Annotated in this window: 14 protein-coding genes; 10 read left to right on the top strand and 4 right to left on the bottom strand. The window is 55.8% G+C overall.

The window, feature by feature from the left end; genetic code table 11:
• Positions 1-15 precede the first annotated feature (15 nt).
• The 8 genes from AABZ39_00135 (at position 16) to AABZ39_00100 (ending at position 12,943) form a co-directional block, all read left to right on the top strand.
• On the top strand, positions 16-825 hold the full coding sequence (locus tag AABZ39_00135) for a glucose 1-dehydrogenase (GenBank protein ID MEK6793154.1): 810 nt from the start codon (positions 16-18) through the stop codon (positions 823-825).
• 5 nt (positions 826-830) lie between these two features.
• The gene (locus tag AABZ39_00130; protein MEK6793153.1) at positions 831-1,871 is read left to right on the top strand and encodes an aldo/keto reductase; all 1,041 of its coding nucleotides are present in this window, start codon (positions 831-833) and stop codon (positions 1,869-1,871) included.
• 197 nt (positions 1,872-2,068) lie between these two features.
• A complete protein-coding gene (locus AABZ39_00125) occupies positions 2,069-3,742 on the top strand; it encodes a hypothetical protein (GenBank protein MEK6793152.1) in 1,674 nt (557 codons plus the stop codon).
• A 37-nt stretch (positions 3,743-3,779) separates the two neighbouring features.
• Positions 3,780-5,906 carry a beta-galactosidase gene (locus AABZ39_00120; GenBank protein MEK6793151.1) on the top strand — a complete coding sequence of 709 codons (2,127 nt, stop codon included), beginning with the start codon at positions 3,780-3,782 and terminating at the stop codon, positions 5,904-5,906.
• A gap of 47 nt (positions 5,907-5,953) precedes the next feature.
• Positions 5,954-7,018, top strand: coding sequence for a uroporphyrinogen decarboxylase family protein (locus AABZ39_00115; GenBank protein ID MEK6793150.1), 1,065 nt, complete (start codon positions 5,954-5,956; stop codon positions 7,016-7,018).
• Positions 7,019-7,056: 38 nt separating this feature from the next.
• Positions 7,057-9,519, top strand: coding sequence for a LamG-like jellyroll fold domain-containing protein (locus AABZ39_00110; protein ID MEK6793149.1), 2,463 nt, complete (start codon positions 7,057-7,059; stop codon positions 9,517-9,519).
• Between the two features lie 22 nt (positions 9,520-9,541).
• The gene (locus AABZ39_00105) at positions 9,542-11,377 is read left to right on the top strand and encodes a right-handed parallel beta-helix repeat-containing protein (protein ID MEK6793148.1); all 1,836 of its coding nucleotides are present in this window, start codon (positions 9,542-9,544) and stop codon (positions 11,375-11,377) included.
• Positions 11,378-11,503: 126 nt separating this feature from the next.
• A complete protein-coding gene (locus tag AABZ39_00100) occupies positions 11,504-12,943 on the top strand; it encodes an alpha-L-fucosidase (protein MEK6793147.1) in 1,440 nt (479 codons plus the stop codon).
• Here AABZ39_00100 and AABZ39_00095 read toward each other — a convergent pair.
• Both AABZ39_00095 and AABZ39_00090 read right to left on the bottom strand, forming a co-directional pair.
• The gene (locus AABZ39_00095) at positions 12,930-15,116 is read right to left on the bottom strand and encodes a PAS domain S-box protein (GenBank protein MEK6793146.1); all 2,187 of its coding nucleotides are present in this window, start codon (positions 15,114-15,116) and stop codon (positions 12,930-12,932) included. The genes AABZ39_00100 and AABZ39_00095 overlap by 14 nt on opposite strands.
• 67 nt (positions 15,117-15,183) lie before the next feature.
• Positions 15,184-16,431, bottom strand: coding sequence for a hypothetical protein (locus tag AABZ39_00090; GenBank protein ID MEK6793145.1), 1,248 nt, complete (start codon positions 16,429-16,431; stop codon positions 15,184-15,186).
• Positions 16,432-16,539: 108 nt separating this feature from the next.
• On the opposite strand from AABZ39_00090, the gene AABZ39_00085 reads away from it, so the two are divergent.
• Together AABZ39_00085 and AABZ39_00080 are read left to right on the top strand one after the other, a co-directional pair.
• Complete coding sequence (locus AABZ39_00085; protein ID MEK6793144.1) at positions 16,540-17,436, top strand: AraC family transcriptional regulator; 897 nt, start codon at positions 16,540-16,542, stop codon at positions 17,434-17,436.
• A gap of 358 nt (positions 17,437-17,794) precedes the next feature.
• Complete coding sequence (locus AABZ39_00080; protein ID MEK6793143.1) at positions 17,795-18,124, top strand: DMT family protein; 330 nt, start codon at positions 17,795-17,797, stop codon at positions 18,122-18,124.
• Positions 18,125-18,134: 10 nt separating this feature from the next.
• Here the strand turns inward: AABZ39_00080 and AABZ39_00075 are convergent, their stop codons facing one another.
• Both AABZ39_00075 and AABZ39_00070 read right to left on the bottom strand, forming a co-directional pair.
• Positions 18,135-19,361: a hypothetical protein gene (locus tag AABZ39_00075; protein ID MEK6793142.1), complete on the bottom strand. Its 1,227-nt coding sequence runs from the start codon at positions 19,359-19,361 to the stop codon at positions 18,135-18,137.
• 9 nt (positions 19,362-19,370) lie between these two features.
• Positions 19,371-19,710: hypothetical protein (locus AABZ39_00070; protein ID MEK6793141.1), on the bottom strand; the 340-nt coding region annotated here is incomplete at its 5' end.

Genomic DNA, 19,710 nt, shown 5'->3' with positions numbered 1-19,710 from the left:
CATCAAGGAGCATATATGCCGCACAATTTCTTCGACCTCACCGGGAAACGTGCCGTCGTCACCGGTGCCAGCCGCGGGCTCGGCCAGTACTTCGCACGCGCGCTCGCGAAAGCGGGGGCGGATATCGTTCTCACGGCGCGGAAGAAAGAGGATTGCTATGAATTCATGAACGAGATCCGTTCCCTCGGACGCGCGGTCGCGGCGTATTCGCTCGACGTGACGAAAGAAGAGAGCATCAATGACTTTGCGGCGGCGGTGCTCAAGGACCTCGGCCGCATCGATATCCTTGTCAATAATGCCGGCATGAACCGGCGTAAGCCCGCGCTTGAAGTGACCTGGGATGACTGGAACGCGATACTCGATACGAATCTCCGCGGATCGTTCTTCGTGTCAAAGGCGTTCGGTGCTTCGATGAAAAAACGCGGCTGCGGGCGCATCATCAATATCGGTTCTGTCACCTGCGTATTCGGCTATGCGGGGCTTGTGCCGTATTCGGCAAGCCGCGGGGGTGTGGCGCAGATGACGAAGGCGCTCGCCGACGATTGGGGGAAGTTCGGCATCACCGTGAATTGCCTCGCCCCCGGCTGGTTCAAGACCGAGCAGAACAAAATGCTCTATGATGATCCTGAATGGGTGAAGTATATCTGTGACCGCATACCGCTCAAACGCCCGGGGAAGCCCAATGACCTTGACGGCGCGGTCGTGTTCCTTGCATCCGATGCGAGCGAATATATCACGGGGCAGGTGCTTCTCGTCGACGGCGGCATATCGACGGGCGCGACAAAAGCGACGATAGAGAAGACAGATAAGAGCGGGAAGAAGTAGGATATATGGAAACACGACAATGCGGCGCAGCCGATCTCAGGTTATCCGTACTCGGTCTCGGCTGCTGGGCGTTCGGCGGCGGCGACTACTGGGGTGCGCAGGATCAAAGCGACGTCGATTCCGTTGTGCATCGCGCATACGAACTGGGGATCAACTATTTCGATACCGCCGAAGCGTACAATGACGGCAGGAGCGAAGAGTCGCTCGGCAAAGCCATCAAAGGATTGCCGCGCGAGAAGCTCATCATCGGTACAAAATTATCGCCCTCGAATTGCGAGCCGAAGACGCTCGTCGAGCATTGCGAGGCATCGCTTAAGCGGCTTGGTATTGACGCCGTAGATCTCTATATGGTTCACTGGCCCATCAATCCGAGATCGGTCGAGCATTATACGAAAGCGAAGATACTGCCGACCGTCGAAGGCGCTTTCACGGCGCTCGGAAAACTACGCGCACAGGGAAAGATTCGCCATATCGGTGTGAGCAATTTCGGTGTGCCTGTTCTCACGGAATCGAAATCGTTCGGTGTGCCGATAGTCATCAACGAATTGCCGTACTCGCTCCTCACGCGGGCGATAGAATTAAGCATACTCCCGCACTGTCAAGCGAACGGCATCGGCGTGCTTGGATATATGTCGCTCCTCCAGGGCATCATCTCGGATAAATTCGCAACGCTTGCCAATATCCCGGCGGTCAGGAAGCGCACCCGCCATTTCGATTCGCGCACGAACGAACAAGCACGTCATCGCGAGAACGGCTTTGAGCGCGAGACGGACGAGGCGCTTCATGCGATACGAGATATTGCAGCAAAAGCGAAGATGCGCGTCACCGACATCGCACTTGCATGGGCGGCATCGAAGAGCGGCATCACATCATCCCTGGTCGGCGCGCGGAATATCGCTCAGCTTGAGGAGAATATACAAGCAGTGGAAAAGCCGCTTTCGGCGGATGTCATCGATGAGCTTGACTGCGCGACCGCACCGCTCATGGATGCAATGGGGCCGGCATTCGACTACTATGAGAATACTGCCGACGATAGGACGGTGTAAGTATGGATGGTATCGTATATCGAATGAAAGAACGGACGATTCAAGGTGTGCGGCCGGTTAATTTTCATTCAGCGGGTCCGATGATAATGCCCGTAGTGGTGGCGTTACTTCTGCACACGGCGGTATTTGCGGAGTCCAAAAATAATCCCGTGCTCTCTCTTCCGATCGCGAATGAAAAGTTGGTTATCGCCCATAGCATGACAAAAACTCTCCCCGGGCTGACCGGTACGTTCACCATGAATAAATATCTGCCGACAGGAGATTATTCCAATATCGGCGGGTTCAATCTGGTATTCCCTATCAGCGGGTTCTTTGGCGGGGTGAACGGCACCGGCCTTGCGTCCGCAGCCTCGAAAAAAACAATGGACGCCGGGGCACAGCTGGCGCTTGACCGCATTGTCGAACGCGAAATGCGAACGGCATTGTATTTCGGGATCGACGGGTTCGATATGTATTATCCGGGCGGCGAAGAGAGCGAGGGGGAGCTGAACCTATACCATAATGTCATCGAGAGCTATCTGCGCGTGGCCGAGGAAAAGGATCTGAAATTCCGGATAGCACTGAGCTTGGGAAATTACCGGATACAAGGGGGCACTGAACGCACCATCGACGTGATGGCAAAAAAGCTGAAGCTGCTTTTCGAAAAGACGGCATCATCAAAAAAATGGCTGAGGACACCGGACGGGCGACTTATCTTCTTCACTTTCGGCACATTGAAGATCGTAAGCGGCATTTCGGATGCGTCCGTCGTTCTGCGGGATTCGGCGGCAGCAGAGGTGAAGATGAAGTCCGTGGCCGATGCATACGACACTCTGTTCCAGAGGATAGGCGTACGCGGTGCGATCGTATTCCATCTCGATGGGATATATAATCTGACCCGGAAAATGAAGGGGAATAAGATCGATCCGCCCGCCGGAGAACTCGACTTTCCGCTCTATGAAAGATATGTATCGCTCATCCTCGATTATTTTCCGGCGATCACGGGGTTCGAATGCATGGAGACCGCTGAGAACCTGCTTGCATGGGGACGCGTTACGGAGCTCTGCCGTGAACGCAATCGAACGTGTGTCCTTCGGGTATTTCCCGGCGGCACTATGTCAAAAGTATGGTCGGTCTCGAAAAATGAGCGCGAACTTGACCTCAATGAAATAAAGCAGGGGTTTGAGGATCTTCGCCGTATAGAGATGCCGAGCCGCCTTTCATCAACGTTTCGTTCACTATGGGGTGTTGCGATCAGCAATGATGTGCAGATGGTCGGCATCGTGTCATGGGACGACTACGAGGAGGGGCATCATCTTGCCCCGGAGATCAACCACAATTTCGGGTTCGGGATACTGATGAAATATTTTAAAGCGTCGTGGAAGAAGGAACCCCTGCATTTCCCCGATCAGGCCGTCGTGTTCTATAAAAAATACAGATCAGAGATACAGCCGCTCTTATTCCCGATCGCGATCGGACGTCCGCAATGGATGATCGGCGAGAAGGAATGGTCGGATCTGCTTGCATCCGACGATGCTGTTGAGATCGTCACGGCCTTGAAAGAGCCGGGCGTGCTTTTTTTTCGCGGCCGGAAGATCGGCGATGTACCGGCAGGGCTTAATTATGTCATGCTTCCGCTCTCCCCCGGGCCGGTTTCTGTCCGAGTTGAGCGTTCCGGCAAGCCGATCGTCGAGCTTCATTCGCCGGAATGGATCACCGACAGGCCGTACCGTAGCGATCGCACTACGTTTGTCTGGGAAAGCGAGCACGATAATATTTTTAAGACCATTTTTCCCGGGGAGACGAACGTTTCGTGGAATGAATACTCGCAGGGGGCTGACGGTGTTGCGAATTGGAAGAAGTTGTATCCGACCTTGGGGGGGAAAGAATGAGAATGCGCCACAGGGTTATGAACACAGGGAGAATGCGATGAAAAATGTTTTCATACTCATAGGCATAGCGGCATGGCTTGGTGCTGCGGACGAAAGAGTGCTTTTCGACTTCAGTGTCGGGCTTGATCTTTCAAAACTTACGACGGTGGAGACAAAAATTTCGCACATCAGATCTGATAAAGGCGCCGGGCTCGGGATCGAGTTCAATGAAAAGTACGATTATGCATGGCCTGGCGTGAAGATAACGGTACCGGCGGAATTGAAGGACATATCGAGATACACCGCGCTCGTTGTTGAAGTGAGGAATATCGGTGTGAATCGCGCGAATCTCGGCTGTCAACTCGAGAGTACCGGGGGTGAGAAGGCGAATCGCCGCTGGGTGCAGAAAATGTACATCAACCCCGGTGAAAAAAGGGCATGGATAATATCGCCCGCGCGCGTCGAGGCGCTGCCGCCGGGATTTGTCGTGCCGGAATTGTTCCACATGAATGGCATTCCTTCCTGGGCGCGAAAAGGAAAAGAAAAGGACCTTCTTGATATGGCGGACCTGCAGACGATCATTTTCTATGTCACCCGACCGACCGAGCGGTACAGCATCGTTATCGAACGCATAGGGCTGGTCGGTGAGAATACCGTGCGCAGCGTTCCGGTCGATCCGCTGCCGTTCGTCGATACGTTCGGGCAGTATCTGCACGATGAATGGCCGGGCAAAACGCATTCCATTGAGGAGATGAAAGCGAGGGCAGACGAGGAAGCAAAGGATATCGCTGCACGCCCAAAACCGAACGATCGCAGCATGTTCAATGGATGGAAAACGGGCCCACGGCAAGAGGCTCGCGGTTTTTTTTATACGGCAAAACATGACGGAAAATGGTGGTTCGTCGATCCGGAAGGGTATCTTTTTTTCATGCACGGCATGCATGGTATGCGCTTCGGCACCCTGACGCCCGTGGCCGAGCGGGACACATGGTTCAAGGATGCGCCGTTCAACGCCCCCTCGTTCAAGGATTGCTTCGGGCGGTCACGCGTCGGTCTTTCGGATTATGAGGGGTATCGCGGACGCGAGGTCGCCGTCTTCAATTTCCATGTAGCGAACCTGAAACGAAAATACGGCGCGGAGAACTGGCGCGAACGGTTCATCGATATCTCGCTTGCACGCCTTGCCAGCTGGGGGATGAACGCGCTGAGCGCCAACGGCGATGGTGCGTTCTACTATAAGCGGAAGCTGCCCTATTATTTCTACATTGACGGGAATAAGAACGGGACGATGCTTGAGGCGTCGAAAGGATACTGGAGCAAATTCTACGACGTATTCGCCCCCGATTTCGAGGAAGACCTGAGGAAGATAGTCGTCAGCCGTGCGTCGAATGCGTTCAATGACCCGTGGTGCATCGGGCTCGGCATCGATAACGAACTTTCCTGGGGCGACGAACGTGATGAGAATGTGCTTGCTGCCGCCACACTTCAATGCCCGGCAACACAGCCGGCAAAGATCGTATTTGCGAATGATCTGCGGGCGAAATACGGCGATATCGGGAAGCTCAATGAGGTCTGGGGTTCATCGTATGGATCATGGGACGCGATCCTTGCCGCTACGAATGCACCCGATACGAATCGCGCGCATGCGGACCTTTCCGCGTTCTATGCGAAGACCGCGGATAACTATTTTCGAATGTGCCGTAACGCAGTGAAGGCGTGCTCGCCGAAGCACCTCTATATGGGGTGCCGTTTCGCGTGGACGCAGCCGCGCGCGGTGTACGCATGCGCGAAATATGCCGATGTCATTACGTACAACATATATAGGACGGATATCCGTACTGCATCGATACCCGCCGATATCGACAAGCCGTTCATGGTCACGGAATTCCACATCACCGCGCCCGACCGCGGATATTTTTCGCCGTCAGGTCTGGTGGAAGTGGCCGATCAGCGGCAGCGCGCGAGCGGTTATCAAGGGTATGTGAAAAGCGTCCTTGAGAACCCCCGCTTTGTGGGCTGCAATTGGTTCATCTATCAAAGTCAGCCGCTTACGGGAGCGAACTTTGCGTCTGAGAACTATCAGTCCGGGTTCGTCGATATATGCGACACGCCCTATGCGGAACTGGTAGACGCCTGCCGCGAGATAGGTTATTCCATGTATGGATACCGTGCAGGCGGACAGTAAAAGCAATCCACCAATACGACGAATATGGGCCAAGAGGAGAAACGCACATGAAGCAGGATGTTCTCGACGCGCTTTCGGGTCGATCCCCAAAAAAAATACCGAGCAAGGAAACGCTCAATCATCCGGCCATTATCAAGCATGTAACGGGCATCGACCCGTTCGACAATACGCCGGAAGCGTTCGCCCTCGCCTGGGAAAAACTCGGCATCGATATTCACGTAGCGAAGCCGGAGAAGAACGCCCCGCGCCCAAAAGTGCCCGGCGGCACCTGGGAAGAGAACGGCACCACCTACAGCGATTACGGCGTCTATCCGACGGCAATGGAACACTCAAAGAACACATCGCTCGATTTTGACTGGGTGTTCGATCACGATACGGCAAAGGACGATTTTAATCTCGCAAAGCGCATCGAGTTGCAGCGTGAACGAAGCGGGAAATTCGCACGTGACTTCGGGGACAAAGCGGTGATGTACGATCTCTATTACACCACGCTCTTCATGTGGCCGGTGATGAAATTTGACTGGCAGCCGTTCATGATGGCCGCGATGGCCGAGCCCGATCGGTTCGATAAGCTCTTCGAGCGATGGGCCATTATCAGCCGAAAGCGGTTCGAGGCGTTCGCCGCAGCCGACGATAAAGTCGTATTCTGTCATGACGATCTTTCCACAGGCACCGGGCCGGTATTCCCGCCGACATTCTACGAAAAACATATTTTCTCGCGGTATCAGCAGATAATGGAGCCTGCGGTGAAAGCGGGAAAGAAAATTGTTTTCGTATCCGACGGCAATATCGACATATTCCTCGAACGCCTGCTCGATATGCCGATCGCCGGCATCATGTTCGAGAATCCGGCGACGCCCTTTCAGCGCGTGCTCGATACCTGGGGTAAAGCGAAACGCGGTTTCATCGGCGGCATATCGACGGAGCTCCTTACGAACGGAACGCCCGCGCAGGTCGCCGATCATACGAAGGAAGTGATAGAACAGGGGCGGCAGCATCCGGGGTTTATTATCAGCTCATGCGGCGGTTTGCCGGGGAATATACCGCTTGAAAATATCATTGCTTATTTCGAAACACGCAGTACCATGGGCTGTCCGTCGCAATTGCCCTGAGACATACTATCCTGTATAATCACAAGAGGAGAAAACGTATGAATACATGCGGGGTATCGTCGTCATCGATCGCTCGCCTCGCCAGAGCGCTTCCCCTTGCTGTCATTTGTTTCTCCGCCTTTTTACTTTTTCCGCCATGCGCACATCCCTCTGATGCCGATGTGAAAATGCCGAAAATCGTTATCGGCAACATCATGCTCTGGTCTACGCCGGGGTCAAAACGCTTTCAGAAAGGGTATATCACTCCGGCGGGAGAAGCCGGCGGGTTTTACGAGAACGCGCCGCTGCTGCCTATCTATGGAGAACGGACCAACAGCACGCCGGGAATGTTCCGACAGATATTCATCGATGCGAACAAAGCGGGCATTGACGTAATTGAGGTGGATTGCTTCGAGGATATGGGGCCGAAATCGCTTCTCTGGTGGGCGGAAGAGGCGCGGCGCGCCGGTACTGATGTGAAGATATGCATCATGATGGACCGCATGGACAAAAAAGGCGCCGATTTCCTTGCGGTGATATCGAAGAGCAAAGAGCTTCTCGATCATCCATTCCTTTTCAAGGTCGCCGGCCGTCCCCTGGTGATATCGTTCGGCTACTACGGCGCGGATGTGTGGAAGGAACGCATCGCTCGCGCACGCGCCGCCGGGGGAGACTTCTGCATCATAAACGATCTCTCAGGCCTCGGAAAGGACGTATGGAACGATGGGCGCGTTCCCGAAAAGGCGCTTGCCGGCATAGAAGCGACCGACGGTATATATAATTTCGCCGGCAATCCGTCATTGTTCGCAACGGGGAACAGCATCGTCAGCGCGATGAAGCAAGCCGCCGCATCGATGGCACAGCCGAAGATGATCGGAGCGAGCGTCCGCTGGGGATATATATCGAGCACACGTGTCGGGAATATGAGCTCGCCGATGGGGACAAGAATATATCGGCATACATGGCTCGACATCATGACCAATGAGATCGATCTCGTTCACCTGACAACGCTGAACGATTACTCTGAAACAGAGATGGAGTGTTCTGCGAATACGACGTTCACGTTCAACGATCTGAACGCGTACTTCGGTGCGCGCTGGAAGACCGGCGTGTGGCCGAAGCGCGAGAAGCCTCAAGCATTCCTTTCCTATCGAAAAGCCGTGGTCGCCGATGAACCGAGTCTATTCGAACTCGTACTGCTCGTTCCGAATGCGACGGATAACGCATCCGATGCGATCGCGCGGCGATACAGCGCCGATGTCCGGGTACGATGTTCCGACGGATCGATCGTTACGCTTGAGCCCGCTGCAGCGGAGCCATTACCGGGGCATCTCTGTTGGAACTTTTCTTCAAAAGGCATCTCCGTCGTCGGCTTCGGTATTCCGAGCGTTCGCGTTCGTCTGGATGGAAAAGATATTCTCGTGCCGCGCGGGGCGCTTGCGCCGTTCGCGATAGTACGCAATGGCGAATCGGTCGCGAGAAAATGGCTTCATGTTCCATTGCACCGCATCGCTTCGGGGATAGACGCGGCACTCGCAGTGGCGACCGATGATCTGGGTTCCTATCCGCGCCGTATCTCCATCAGCGGCGTTCCCTGGAAGGATGCGATGGGCGGGCTTATTGAACTCAACGCAAATCCGCTTACCGGCATGACAATGGCGAGCGATATGAGCGGCGGATTTACCGAAGCGGAGTACGACGGTCCGGGGTATCAGCCCATACGCTATGAGCATGAGCGGGAAAAACGCGTTTTCATGGACGAGATCGATCGGTATACCGCGGTCATACGTATGAACGACGATACCTTCGTTTTCCCGTCCCCGGTACAGGCAAAGCCGCCGCGGACAAACATATCTTTACCTGTCGACACGGCGACGATAATGGATTTCATCATCGAACCCGGCACCGTTCTTATTGACCGCGGACATATGCATCGCGATGTGAAGCTTCCAAGCGCCGCCGCTGCCCCAGGCATTGAACGGGATGGTCCCGAAGCGCCGTGGCATCTGCGATTCGACGGTGTATCGAACCGCATCGCGCTCATCGGGGCGAACGCGCCCGTCGGCGTCAACCCCATGTGCATGCCGCCGGGACCGGTAACGATCGAGCTTCGGCTGCGCCCTCGATCGTCCGTTGCGGCGCAGACGATATTCGCGTCTATCGGTGCTGTGGCTAATATTAAACTGCAGGGCGATATGACGCTCGAGATCACACGCATGAACGAGGAGCGCATCGATGTCGTACTGCCCGGAAGGACGCCGCTTGTTGAGAACGCCTGGAGCCATGTCGTTGTGACGTTTAACGGCAGAGAACTGGCACTGTACGTGAATGGAAAACCCGACGGTACTGTTTCCTGTCTGGGGCTTCGCACCGAAGAAAGAAGTTTTCTCGGCGGCCCGAGCGGTCTTGGCGGTTTTTTCAGCGGCGACATTGGGATGTTCCGCGTATTACAGCGAAGTGTTGCCGCACGGGAAGTTGAGGATCGATATTCGGCGGATAAAAGCCGCTTTGGCAAGCGATAAAGATCATGCAACGGAGGCAGCTATGAAGAACAGCATCAAGTCATGCGCAGTCCCCATCATGTCGATATTCCTTTGTTGGAGCGGGTTCGCAAAAGAGATTGTCGATATACAGAAATTGGTGAATGATGCCATTTCCAATAAAACGCAGCGCATCACGCTTCCCGCCGGGCGATTGTATCCCGCGAGCGATTACGTTATGATAGAGAAGGCGAACGGCCTTATCATCGAAGGCGCCGGGGCGGATACGGTTATCGTTGCAAGGACGCTCCGTTCGACGTTCAGCATATTTCGAAGTACCAATGTCGCCATTCGGGATCTCTGCATAGACTACGATCCCCTGCCGTTCACACAGGCGACTATCACGGCGATATCTGCTGATCGCACGGAATTCGATTATGAGGTCCATGCCGGGTATCCCGCCATGGAAGGTGCGTACAGTACGACGCAGATATATCTCTTTGACAAGAACACACGCGCGTGGAAACGCGATGTGCCCGATCTCTATTTCAGGAAGAACGAAATATTATCCCCGACGCGGGGGAAACTGCGCTCGCTCACAAAGCACTGGATGGACCACAGCGGCATTGTCGTCGGCGACTACTTTATTTTTACCACGAGAAAATCGCATGCGATACAGATCTATAACAGCACATCGGTACGCGTTGAGGACGTTATCGTGTATACGGCGCCTTCCGCCGCGGTGCTCTGCCGCTATATGGACGGCGATAATTATTTTCGGTTCACGATCAAGCGCGGACCGCTGCCGAACGGTGCCCGCGAAGAGAGGCTTATCTCCACGGGGGCCGACGGTTTCAATTACGGCGTCGGGCGGAAGGGCCCCGTTCTCGAGCGCTGCGATTTCTCCTTCATGGGCGATGATTCGGTCAATTTTCACGGACACGCCCACCCCGTCATCGACTATGACGGCGGGAGAACGGTATGGATAGCGAGCCGCTGGGATGGCGATATGGAATCGACAATAGCGCTCTTTCGCACGGGCGACACGGCACGGCTCTTGACCTACGGATCGTTCGCCATGCTCGGGGATGTTCCCATAGCGAGCATGACCATCGAGGATGCGAAGAAAGACCTGATAAAGGATGCCGTGGTCACCGAATGGCGTTTTCCGAAGGATGCCAAGGGCGTTACCGTATGCCGCGTGGAACTCGCCCGGCCGCCGGCATATGCGCCGAAGTTCGGAGATGCGTTCACCATGCCCGCACTCGATGCGCCGAACTGGGCGATACGCGACTGCCGCTTCACGGAGCATCGCGGCATCGGCATACGCATGCAGTCGCCGCACGGCATCATCGAAAGGAGTGTCCTTGAGAACATTAAAATGGCTGCGATACAGATAGCACCGCAGATCAGTTTCTGGGCGGAGGCGAATTGGGTGAACGATGTCATCATCAGGAACAATACCATCCGCGATTGCGGATACGATCCGGTGATGTGGAGCCCGATAGACCGTGTGGGCTACGGCGCCATCGCGGTCACGACCATGACGCCGCGCCCGGCGGATAACGAGCTTATGCGCTTGCCGCAGCTTCCGCTTAACAGGAACATCGTCATCGCGAGCAACCGCATCGACGGGTGTTCGGTCGCGGGGATCTTCATCAATGCCGCGAACGGCGTACGCATTTCAGGGAACAGCATACAGCGTGTGAATCAGAAGGACGGCTCCCGCGCCGGGACGAACTATGCGCTCTGCTCCACGCATGCGATCACCATACTCAATTCATCCAATGTAAGCGCTGTCGGGAATCGTATCGGCGCACCGGGCGATCTCGCGCAGGGCGAGATGAAGGATTACGGCGACTATTCGAGACGGCTTGTCAGGGAGCGTTACGGGGAATAGGGTGCTGCGCATACCAAGCGCCGCGCTGATTCGCATCGTAATCTCGTATACATCAGGAACAGTACGGTATTAGCCGCTTTCGCACAACGGTATTATCGATATACCATAGAAAACAAGGAGCGGCACATGAGCGATACCGTGACCAAGGAACAGGCGGCGGCGAAAAAGCGGCTCGAAGAGAGATACCCCGACTACCGCGGCGTGGACGACGATTATGTCCATGCGAGCGAAGAGGCGATAGAGCGATTCCTCGACCGGAAATTCGGGCTGCGCATTCATTGGGGCCCGTACTGCATGTTCAATTTCCGCGAATCATGGGGGCTGCCGCGTGCCGGCCATCCGATGCATGCTGAGTACGAGAAGAAAGCGCTGGAATGGAACCCGTCGAAATTCAATGCCGATGAGTGGACACAGATGATGAAGGACGGAGGGATACAATTCTTCTCGTTCACGACGAAGCATCACGACGGCTTTTCGATGTACGACACGAAGACACGAATAAAGCGCCGCATGGGGCACACGCCGCCGAACGAGGGAAAGATCGTCGACTGCGATATGAGCTACAGCATCATGGAAACACCGTTCAAACGCGATGTGGTCCGCGAGCTCATCGACGCGGGGCGTAAGCGCGATCTGGGGATCGGGCTCTACTTCTCGCATATCGACTGGTTCGACATGGATTTCCGCTGCGATCGATGGACCCCGCACCTCGACAGGGACTATCCCCCGAAAAGCGATCCGGCGGGGTATCGCCGGATGATTCAACGCCATCGCGAACAGATGCGCGAGCTTTCCGCCAATTACGGACCCATCGATATTCTGTCACTTGATATGAATCTTCCTGACGAGGAGCACGGCTTCACAAAGGATATCATCGAGACGGTGAAGATGGCACGGCGGCTTCAGCCGAACATGATGATAAGGAACCGCGGCATCGGCGCCTACGGTGATCATCATACGCCGGAACGCAGCATCCCGAGCGAAAAGGAATCGGCGAAGGAGCTCTATGATCAGCATAATTTGAATAAGATGGGGCGTCCGTGGAAAGCGATATACCCGGGCAGCATCAATTTCTCCTACATGAGCTATGACGAGTACAAGCCGGGCGAATGGATAATCGATAATCTCGTCGATGTTACGGCGAAGGGCGGGATATTCCAGGTGGGCTACGGTCCGTCGCCGACGGGTGAATTCCATCCCGATGTGAAGGACCGCTTCGCATATACCGGCGCATGGCTCTCGGCGTACGGCGAGGCGATATACGATACGCGGCGTTACGATGTCTATCAGGAAGGGCGTCATGTCCGTTATACGCGGAGCAAGGACGGGAAGACGGTCTATGCGATATTCCTCCGCTGGCCGAGCAGCCACTTCGATGTCGGCTCGATGAAACTCACTTCGCTTGCGGGAAAGAATATCGCATCGGTGTCGATGCTCGGGATGAATGATGCGCTCCGCTTCAAACAGGGAAGCGACGGCGTGGTCATCGATATACCGAAGCATTTCCGCGACGAGAACAGCCGCCCGTCGAAGAAGGGGGCTGTCATTAAGTTCACGCTGGGGTGAGAGGGTGTGCGTTCCCCGATATCCGGTGTATCTCAGCGGCAAGTGCTTTTACCTCGAACGGTTTCTGGAGGAATCCCTGCACTCCCTCGGCCAGCATCTCCTGCGCGTCACCTTCGATGCTGTACCCGGAGATCAGTATCACCTTGACATCGCGGTTGATCGCCCGCAATCGCTCCCAGGTCGCTCGTCCGCCAAGCCTCGGCATCATCATGTCAAGCAGAACGATATCGATCGTTCGCCAATGGTCTCGATACAATGATTCGGCCTCGATCCCGTCCGCCGCACGGGTCACCTGATATCCCATCGCGGTCAGCAGGGAAAAGATCAGGTCACGGATGGTCATTTCATCATCGACGATGAGCACATGCGTGCCCGCTGCAGCCGGCGGCAACCGATCTGGCACCGGCGGCTCTGCGCCGGCCGAGGCCGTTCTTTCATGGGCCAATGGAAGATACACGGCGATCTCGGAACCCGCCCCTGTCGCGCTTTTCACATCGATACAGCCTTTGTGATTGCGCACGGTACCGTAGACGGCCGCAAGCCCGATGCCGGTACCGACGCCGGCTCCTTTGGTGGTAAAGAACGGTTCGAACATGCGCTGCTGTACCTCGTTCGTCATGCCGATGCCGGTATCCTTCACGGCCAGCCGCACGAAACTGCCCGGACCTATCCCGTATGAGGCCAGCAGCGGATCGCCATCGGACAGATATGTCTCGCTCGTAGTCATGGACAATGTGCCGCCGGATGGCATGGCATCGCGGGCATTTATCGCAAGATCGAGAAGCATGCTCTGCAGCTGTGAGGGATCGCCCTCGATCACCGGCGACGGCGCGGATAATGTCCGTTCGATATGGATGCGTTTATCGATGCTTCGTTCGAGGATAATGCAGGTATCGTCGATGATCCGGTGAATATCGACCGGGACTGAGAGGTACTTGCCCTTACGGGCGAACGCGAGTAGATGGGACGTGAGCTCCGCGACGCGGGTGCCGATATTTTTTATCCGAGCGGCATAGCCCGTGATCTTTTCGGGGGGCTCCGTGTTCGCCGTACGGATTATCAGTTCCGCAAAACCGTTGATGCCCGCGAGCTGATTGTTGAAATCATGCGCTATGCCGCCCGCCAATTTTCCAATGGCATCCATTTTCTCCATCAGATGCAGACGCTCGCGCAGCGCTTCCTTTTCCGCCTGCTCGTGCTTGAGCCCCGTGATATCCACGACAATGCCCCGCAGGCCCAGAGGACGGCCGTCGCGGACAACGGGGTTGGAGTGAATGAGCACCGGGAAACGACTGCCGTCCTTGCGCATCACCGTGTATTCATGCGCTGCGGGCTCGCGGTTCTGCATGCGCTCCCGTATGAACGAAAGCGCCTTGTCCCGGTCTTCAGGCGGGAACATCTGTGCCGCATATACTCCGGCCTTAAGATCATCGCGGGAATAGCCGAAGGCACGGAGCGCGGGCTCATTGACGTACGTAAACCGGCCGTTGTCATCGAACTCGAAGATTATCTGCGGGAGTTCATCCACAAAAGCGCGGAACGCCCGTTCGCTCTCGATATGCAGGTCGAAGGCGCGGATGCGGAACGTCTCGAGAAGCCATATGCAGAACGTGATGACGCCGAACAATATCAGGAATGTGTACTTGATATCCGGCGAGAGCGCTCTCGATACCGTGAACAGAAGAACGGCGGCGGTCAGCCAGTAGGCGGAAAGCACCAGGGAACCGATGACACGCCCGAGGAGCAGTATCGCAATTACCGGGAGAAGAAGCGACCAGAGAATGTCCATCGAATACCCGCTGGCCGTTATTACATCGTATAACAGGAGCGGCAGGAGCGACAGTATCGCAAAAAATCCGCCGACCTTGAACATCTTCTTCCATTGAAAGACGGCAAGCCCTATGGCAAGACCGAACGCGCTCAGTGCGTTAAAGAATGTATCAAGCTGTTCACCCGTGATAATGCTGTACACCGCGAACACTGTCGTCAGGGTGAGCCCGATGACCATGCTCGCTCGGATCACGTTCTCGTGGAACGAGTCCCTGAGGGCAGGGGAACCCGTACGCTGCTCCGGCGAACGGAACATCATGAGCGATGTCCCATCGCAGGAAAAGGGCTGCGATCCAATACCGCCAATACTGTCATGGCGGACAGTATAGTCCCGCTCCTGCATGTCGTCAAGCCGTCTTTCCGGCCCCCATTCCGACCGCAGGGCGAGGGGATGCGCGAACAGGAGATATCTATCTTCCGATGTACCGGTCGATCTCCTCGCGCGCTATGCTGACCCAGCGGCCGATGCGATCGGGTTCGTTCTGTACCGTATGCGTGTCCTTCATGATAAGCTCAAGATTGCATCTCCCGGCGATGGAAAGCGTTGTGCTGAGATCTGCACGTATCTCGTCCTCGTTGAACTGCGCACATATCATCGTGGGATTGGGCTTGCGCGAGAAGATGAATCGATCTCCCATTTGCGCTGCGCAGGATTCCTGGTTCGACCACGGTGATATCGATATGCGGCGCATGTTCTTGATGGGGAGCAGGTACGGCAGACGCCCGTCCACCGGCTCGCAGCAGCCGTAGCAGTTAAGGCCGAATCGTTCAAGGAGCGGGACCTGATACGGTAAAATGAACTCGGCGAACATCTCCGGCGATACGCCCACTGTCTCCTGCGATTCGGCGAAACCCCAGAGGTCCGTAAGCCGCGCCGGCTCACCCGCATGGTAACTCGTCTGCGGGAGCTCTTTCGTATACGCCACGCCCCCGCTTCCGGTATATCCGTTCTCATTGTTAAGCGTAAGCAGCCCCTCGCGTTCGAAGAAATCGAGCGCATGCCGTCGGTCGCTTTGGAGGAATGACATGAGCGCATGGAGACCGTCGGGGTCATCGTACATCGCGAGCATGAGGCCTTCGATGCCGATAAGCTGTATCGCATCGTTCGTCATGCCGCAGCCTACCGCCGCCGATCCCACGATGCGTACCGTGAGTATATCGCCGAATATCATGTCGGCGAGCTCCTTGATCGCATACGTCGCATCCCGGTCGACGGAGCATTCGCGAATATGAAGCTTCTTAAGATCGCTGCCGAGATTTGCGAGCGGCGGCGTCCAGGTGAAACTGCCGCGGTTCTCGCCGTGTGTTCTGTGTATATCGACGCCGTATGAGCCGACGGATATGTTCCACGGCACATCGAAATACGGCTCTATCGTATTGTCGTCATTGATATGCTCATACCAGTAGATCTTGCGCCGTAGGCCCAATTCCCATGCGCGAAGCATCGTGTTCTCGCATACGCACTCGGCATCCGTGAGCATTTCCACCCACGCGCCCTCGGGGAAGGCGAGCACCATCGGGCGAACGCTTTTCGCCGCATTATGCGCATACCACAGGCGTTTGCGTTCCGCCATTATCGGAAGATCGGCCATCTCGCGCACACGGCGCGCAAGCGTCCGCATGACGGTACGATCGGTCTCAGATACGTTGATTTTCATCGTTTTTTCCGCTACAATCATGATGTGCTCCCGTGATCCCGTTCGTAGATATGATAGTACCGATACCGACGGGCGGCTTGCCGAATTTCATCGTGAGAAATAATGTACATGGACATACGAAAGATAAACACCGTCTACAAACCGGGCGATAAGGCCCTTCATCCGTGGCCGCATATCATCATGCTCGGCTGTCACCGCCGCGGCTATGCCGAAGCGGCACTTACGCCGCATCGGAACCCCGGGTTTGAGATCTGCTACGCCGTCGACGGCGAATTCGAATGGACGGTGGAAGGGCGCGATATACGCATCCAAAGCGGCGAATCATCGATGACCATGCCATGGGAAGAACACAGCGGGCGCGAGAACGTCATAGGGAAGGGGCATCTGGCTTGGTTGATCGTTCAGCCTGAGCTTTGTACGAAGCACGGGAGGCTCATACTCGGCGCATGGAGCGGCATGTTGTCCCGCGAGGAACGCGACCTCGGGGACGCCTTGCGCACACGCACAACGGCGTATCTCGGTGTCGTGCCGGGGATTGATGCGCTCTTCGCATCGCTTTACGAAGAGATAGCCCTCGGCGAGATAGGATATCGCCAGCGCGTGAACGCCGTCGTGACCGAAATGCTCATACGCGCCGCACGTTCGATCGTACGTCCGGTATCCGCCGTCGGAACCGTTCGTGCGAGCGTCATGCGTGCGCTCGATCTCATGCGCTCGGATGTCGGCCGGAAATGGAGCATCCGTGAACTTGCAGGACATGCCGGCCTCGGCACGACCGCGTTCGCCCGTCAGGTCAAGGCGGCGACACGCGCAACGCCGATGGACTATCTCATCAAGCTTCGCGTCGAACGGGCGAAGGCGCTGCTGGCGGAACCGGGCCGTCCCGTCACCGATATCGCGCTCGATCTCGGGTTCGCCTCATCGCAGCATTTCACGACGATGTTCAGGAAGATGACCGGTGTTACACCGAGCGCATACCGGGCACAACATAGGAATGCCGGATGAATGCTATCCCCTCTATCGCTGCATTACTCCTGCAGAATAAACACTCACCCATCCCCCGCCGCGAAATACGCGGCACCCCCTTCCCTCTCTCACAGGGAAGTGAGAGAGGGAAGGGGGAAATAAAAAGCAGAGGCATCTCATGATGAGCAAGAAGCGAATAGACATATGCGCAGTTTGTGTATGAGGGATTTAGGTATGCGTGCCATTCGTTTTATGAACGATGACGTGCTGAACGATATTGACAGTGTTCTTAATAAGATCGGGACTGCACTCTCTTCTCCCCTTCCCCTCTCTCACCTCTCCGTGAGAGAGGGGAAGGGGCCGGGGGATGGGGTGAGTGTGTCTCAGGAGCTGCACAATGCTTACCATCGGCCTTCTCATCGTCTCCAACGTGTTCATGACCATCGCATGGTACGGCCATCTTAAGTTCAAGGGCGTCGCGCTCTGGCAGGTGATACTGATAAGCTGGCTCATCGCGCTTCCCGAATACTGCTTTCAGGTCCCCGCCAACCGCTTCGGTCATGGCACGTTCACCGCGGCAGAGCTCAAAACGATACAGGAAGTGATAACGCTCGTGGTGTTCTCAGTGTTCTCGATCGTGTATCTGAAAGAAGAGTTCCGATGGAACTATCTCGTCGGGTTCATCTGCATCATCGCCGCGGTGTTCTTCATTTTTAAGAAATGGTAAGCCGCTCCGTTCAGAAATCGAACGACAGGAGCAGCCCGAGTCCGTGTACATCGTAATTGAACGCCGTTCCGTCGCCGTACTTGTTGTTCGCATCCACCCATTTGAACGTATACGACGGTATGAGGCGATAATACTCGCCCAGCTTGAAATTCCATGCCAGCCCGGCGAGCACGGTCCTCGTGTACATCTTCTCCGCCTGATACACACCGCTTGCGTCCTGTATGGGGAAATGCGGATAGTACTTGTAGGACATGGTCCCGAATACCGTGGCTTGTATCTCTTTTGAAAGAACGAAGGTGAGCGTAAGGCGTGCGCGAATGTCATTGAAGTCATAATTGATGCCGATGGTCTGATTATTGGTGCCCAGCGGTTTCGGATGATATCCTGTCGACGCTGAATTTTCATAATCGAGACCGATACCCGGTATCATGAACATCATTTCCCAGGCGATATCCGCGGTAGCAGTGTGCGCGAGCCCGAACTGATAGACATTTGGATAGTATAAGGCATCGGCACCGATAACGCCGGGGTTCACGAAGTTACGCGCGGTGAATCGATACGAAACACGGTACGTGAACGGTTCATGCGAATCGTTCTCTGCCACTATGGAGGCGACTTGGAGCACATGGCTCTCGCGCGACACTTCCTGGTTCAGTGAACTTCCGGTGAGGTATTCGGTGTACAGATCGGTGAATCGCGGGAAATAGAGATAGCCGATGCTGTAGGCAAGTGCCGCCGAGTGCGAGCCGAGATAATTCCATTGCGCTTCGACCTCGCCGCCGCCGCGGAGATAATCGAAGATGCCGCTGCCCCAGGCCTCGCTTTGGCTCAGCTTATAGAATTCAGCCGTGCCGTCGATGCGGCCCGAGAGCGTGAGATTTGGAAGTATGTCGTGCATGTACTTCACGACCACGTTATGGTCCTGCACGCGTTCGCTCATGCGCTCGGCGTCCTGGGGTGATATCCCCGGGCCATCGTAGATGAACTCGTAGAGTCCCATGAGCGCGGAGCGTTCGCTTATCGTGAAAAGGCCGCTCACGTCGAGGGTAATGGAATTGGCGGAAATGAAGCTTGCGCGGTTGAGCAGCATTGCGTTCTCCGCCAGGCTCCCCGCGACGTTCATGGTGAAAAACCCGTCATTCGTTGCGTTGGTCGGTGAGCCCGTCGAACCGTTCGTGGCACCCATGAGGGAAACGGCCGCTGCCGCTGTCAGTATCGATCGTATCATTGTTTTCATCGCTTCCCCCTAAAACCTGAAATGCAGATTGATATAGGGGTGAACAACGAGCGGCGCTTCCGGATAGAACATGAGCCCCAGGTCCCAGTTGGGGAGCGCGAAGATGAGCCCCGCATAGGGCTGCCATTTCCCGAACATATAGCCGCCGACGATGATAAGGTCATTATCGGCGCCGAGGGACTGCACGACGCCGGCGTATAGGGTCGGCACCTGATAGAGGCTCTGAAGACCGGTGACGGGGAAGAACGGTATTTGATTGGTGAGCGATGAGCCGGCAATATCGACGGAGACCATGCCCACGGCATATTTGAAGCCGCCGTACGCGGTCACCCCCGGGAAGGCTGTTTTC

The organism is Spirochaetota bacterium (genome assembly GCA_038043445.1).
In the GTDB taxonomy this organism is placed as follows: domain Bacteria; phylum Spirochaetota; class Brachyspiria; order Brachyspirales; family JACRPF01; genus JBBTBY01.
The sequence above is the reverse complement of the archived record's forward strand: the minus strand, read 5'-3'. Positions and strand labels throughout refer to the sequence as shown.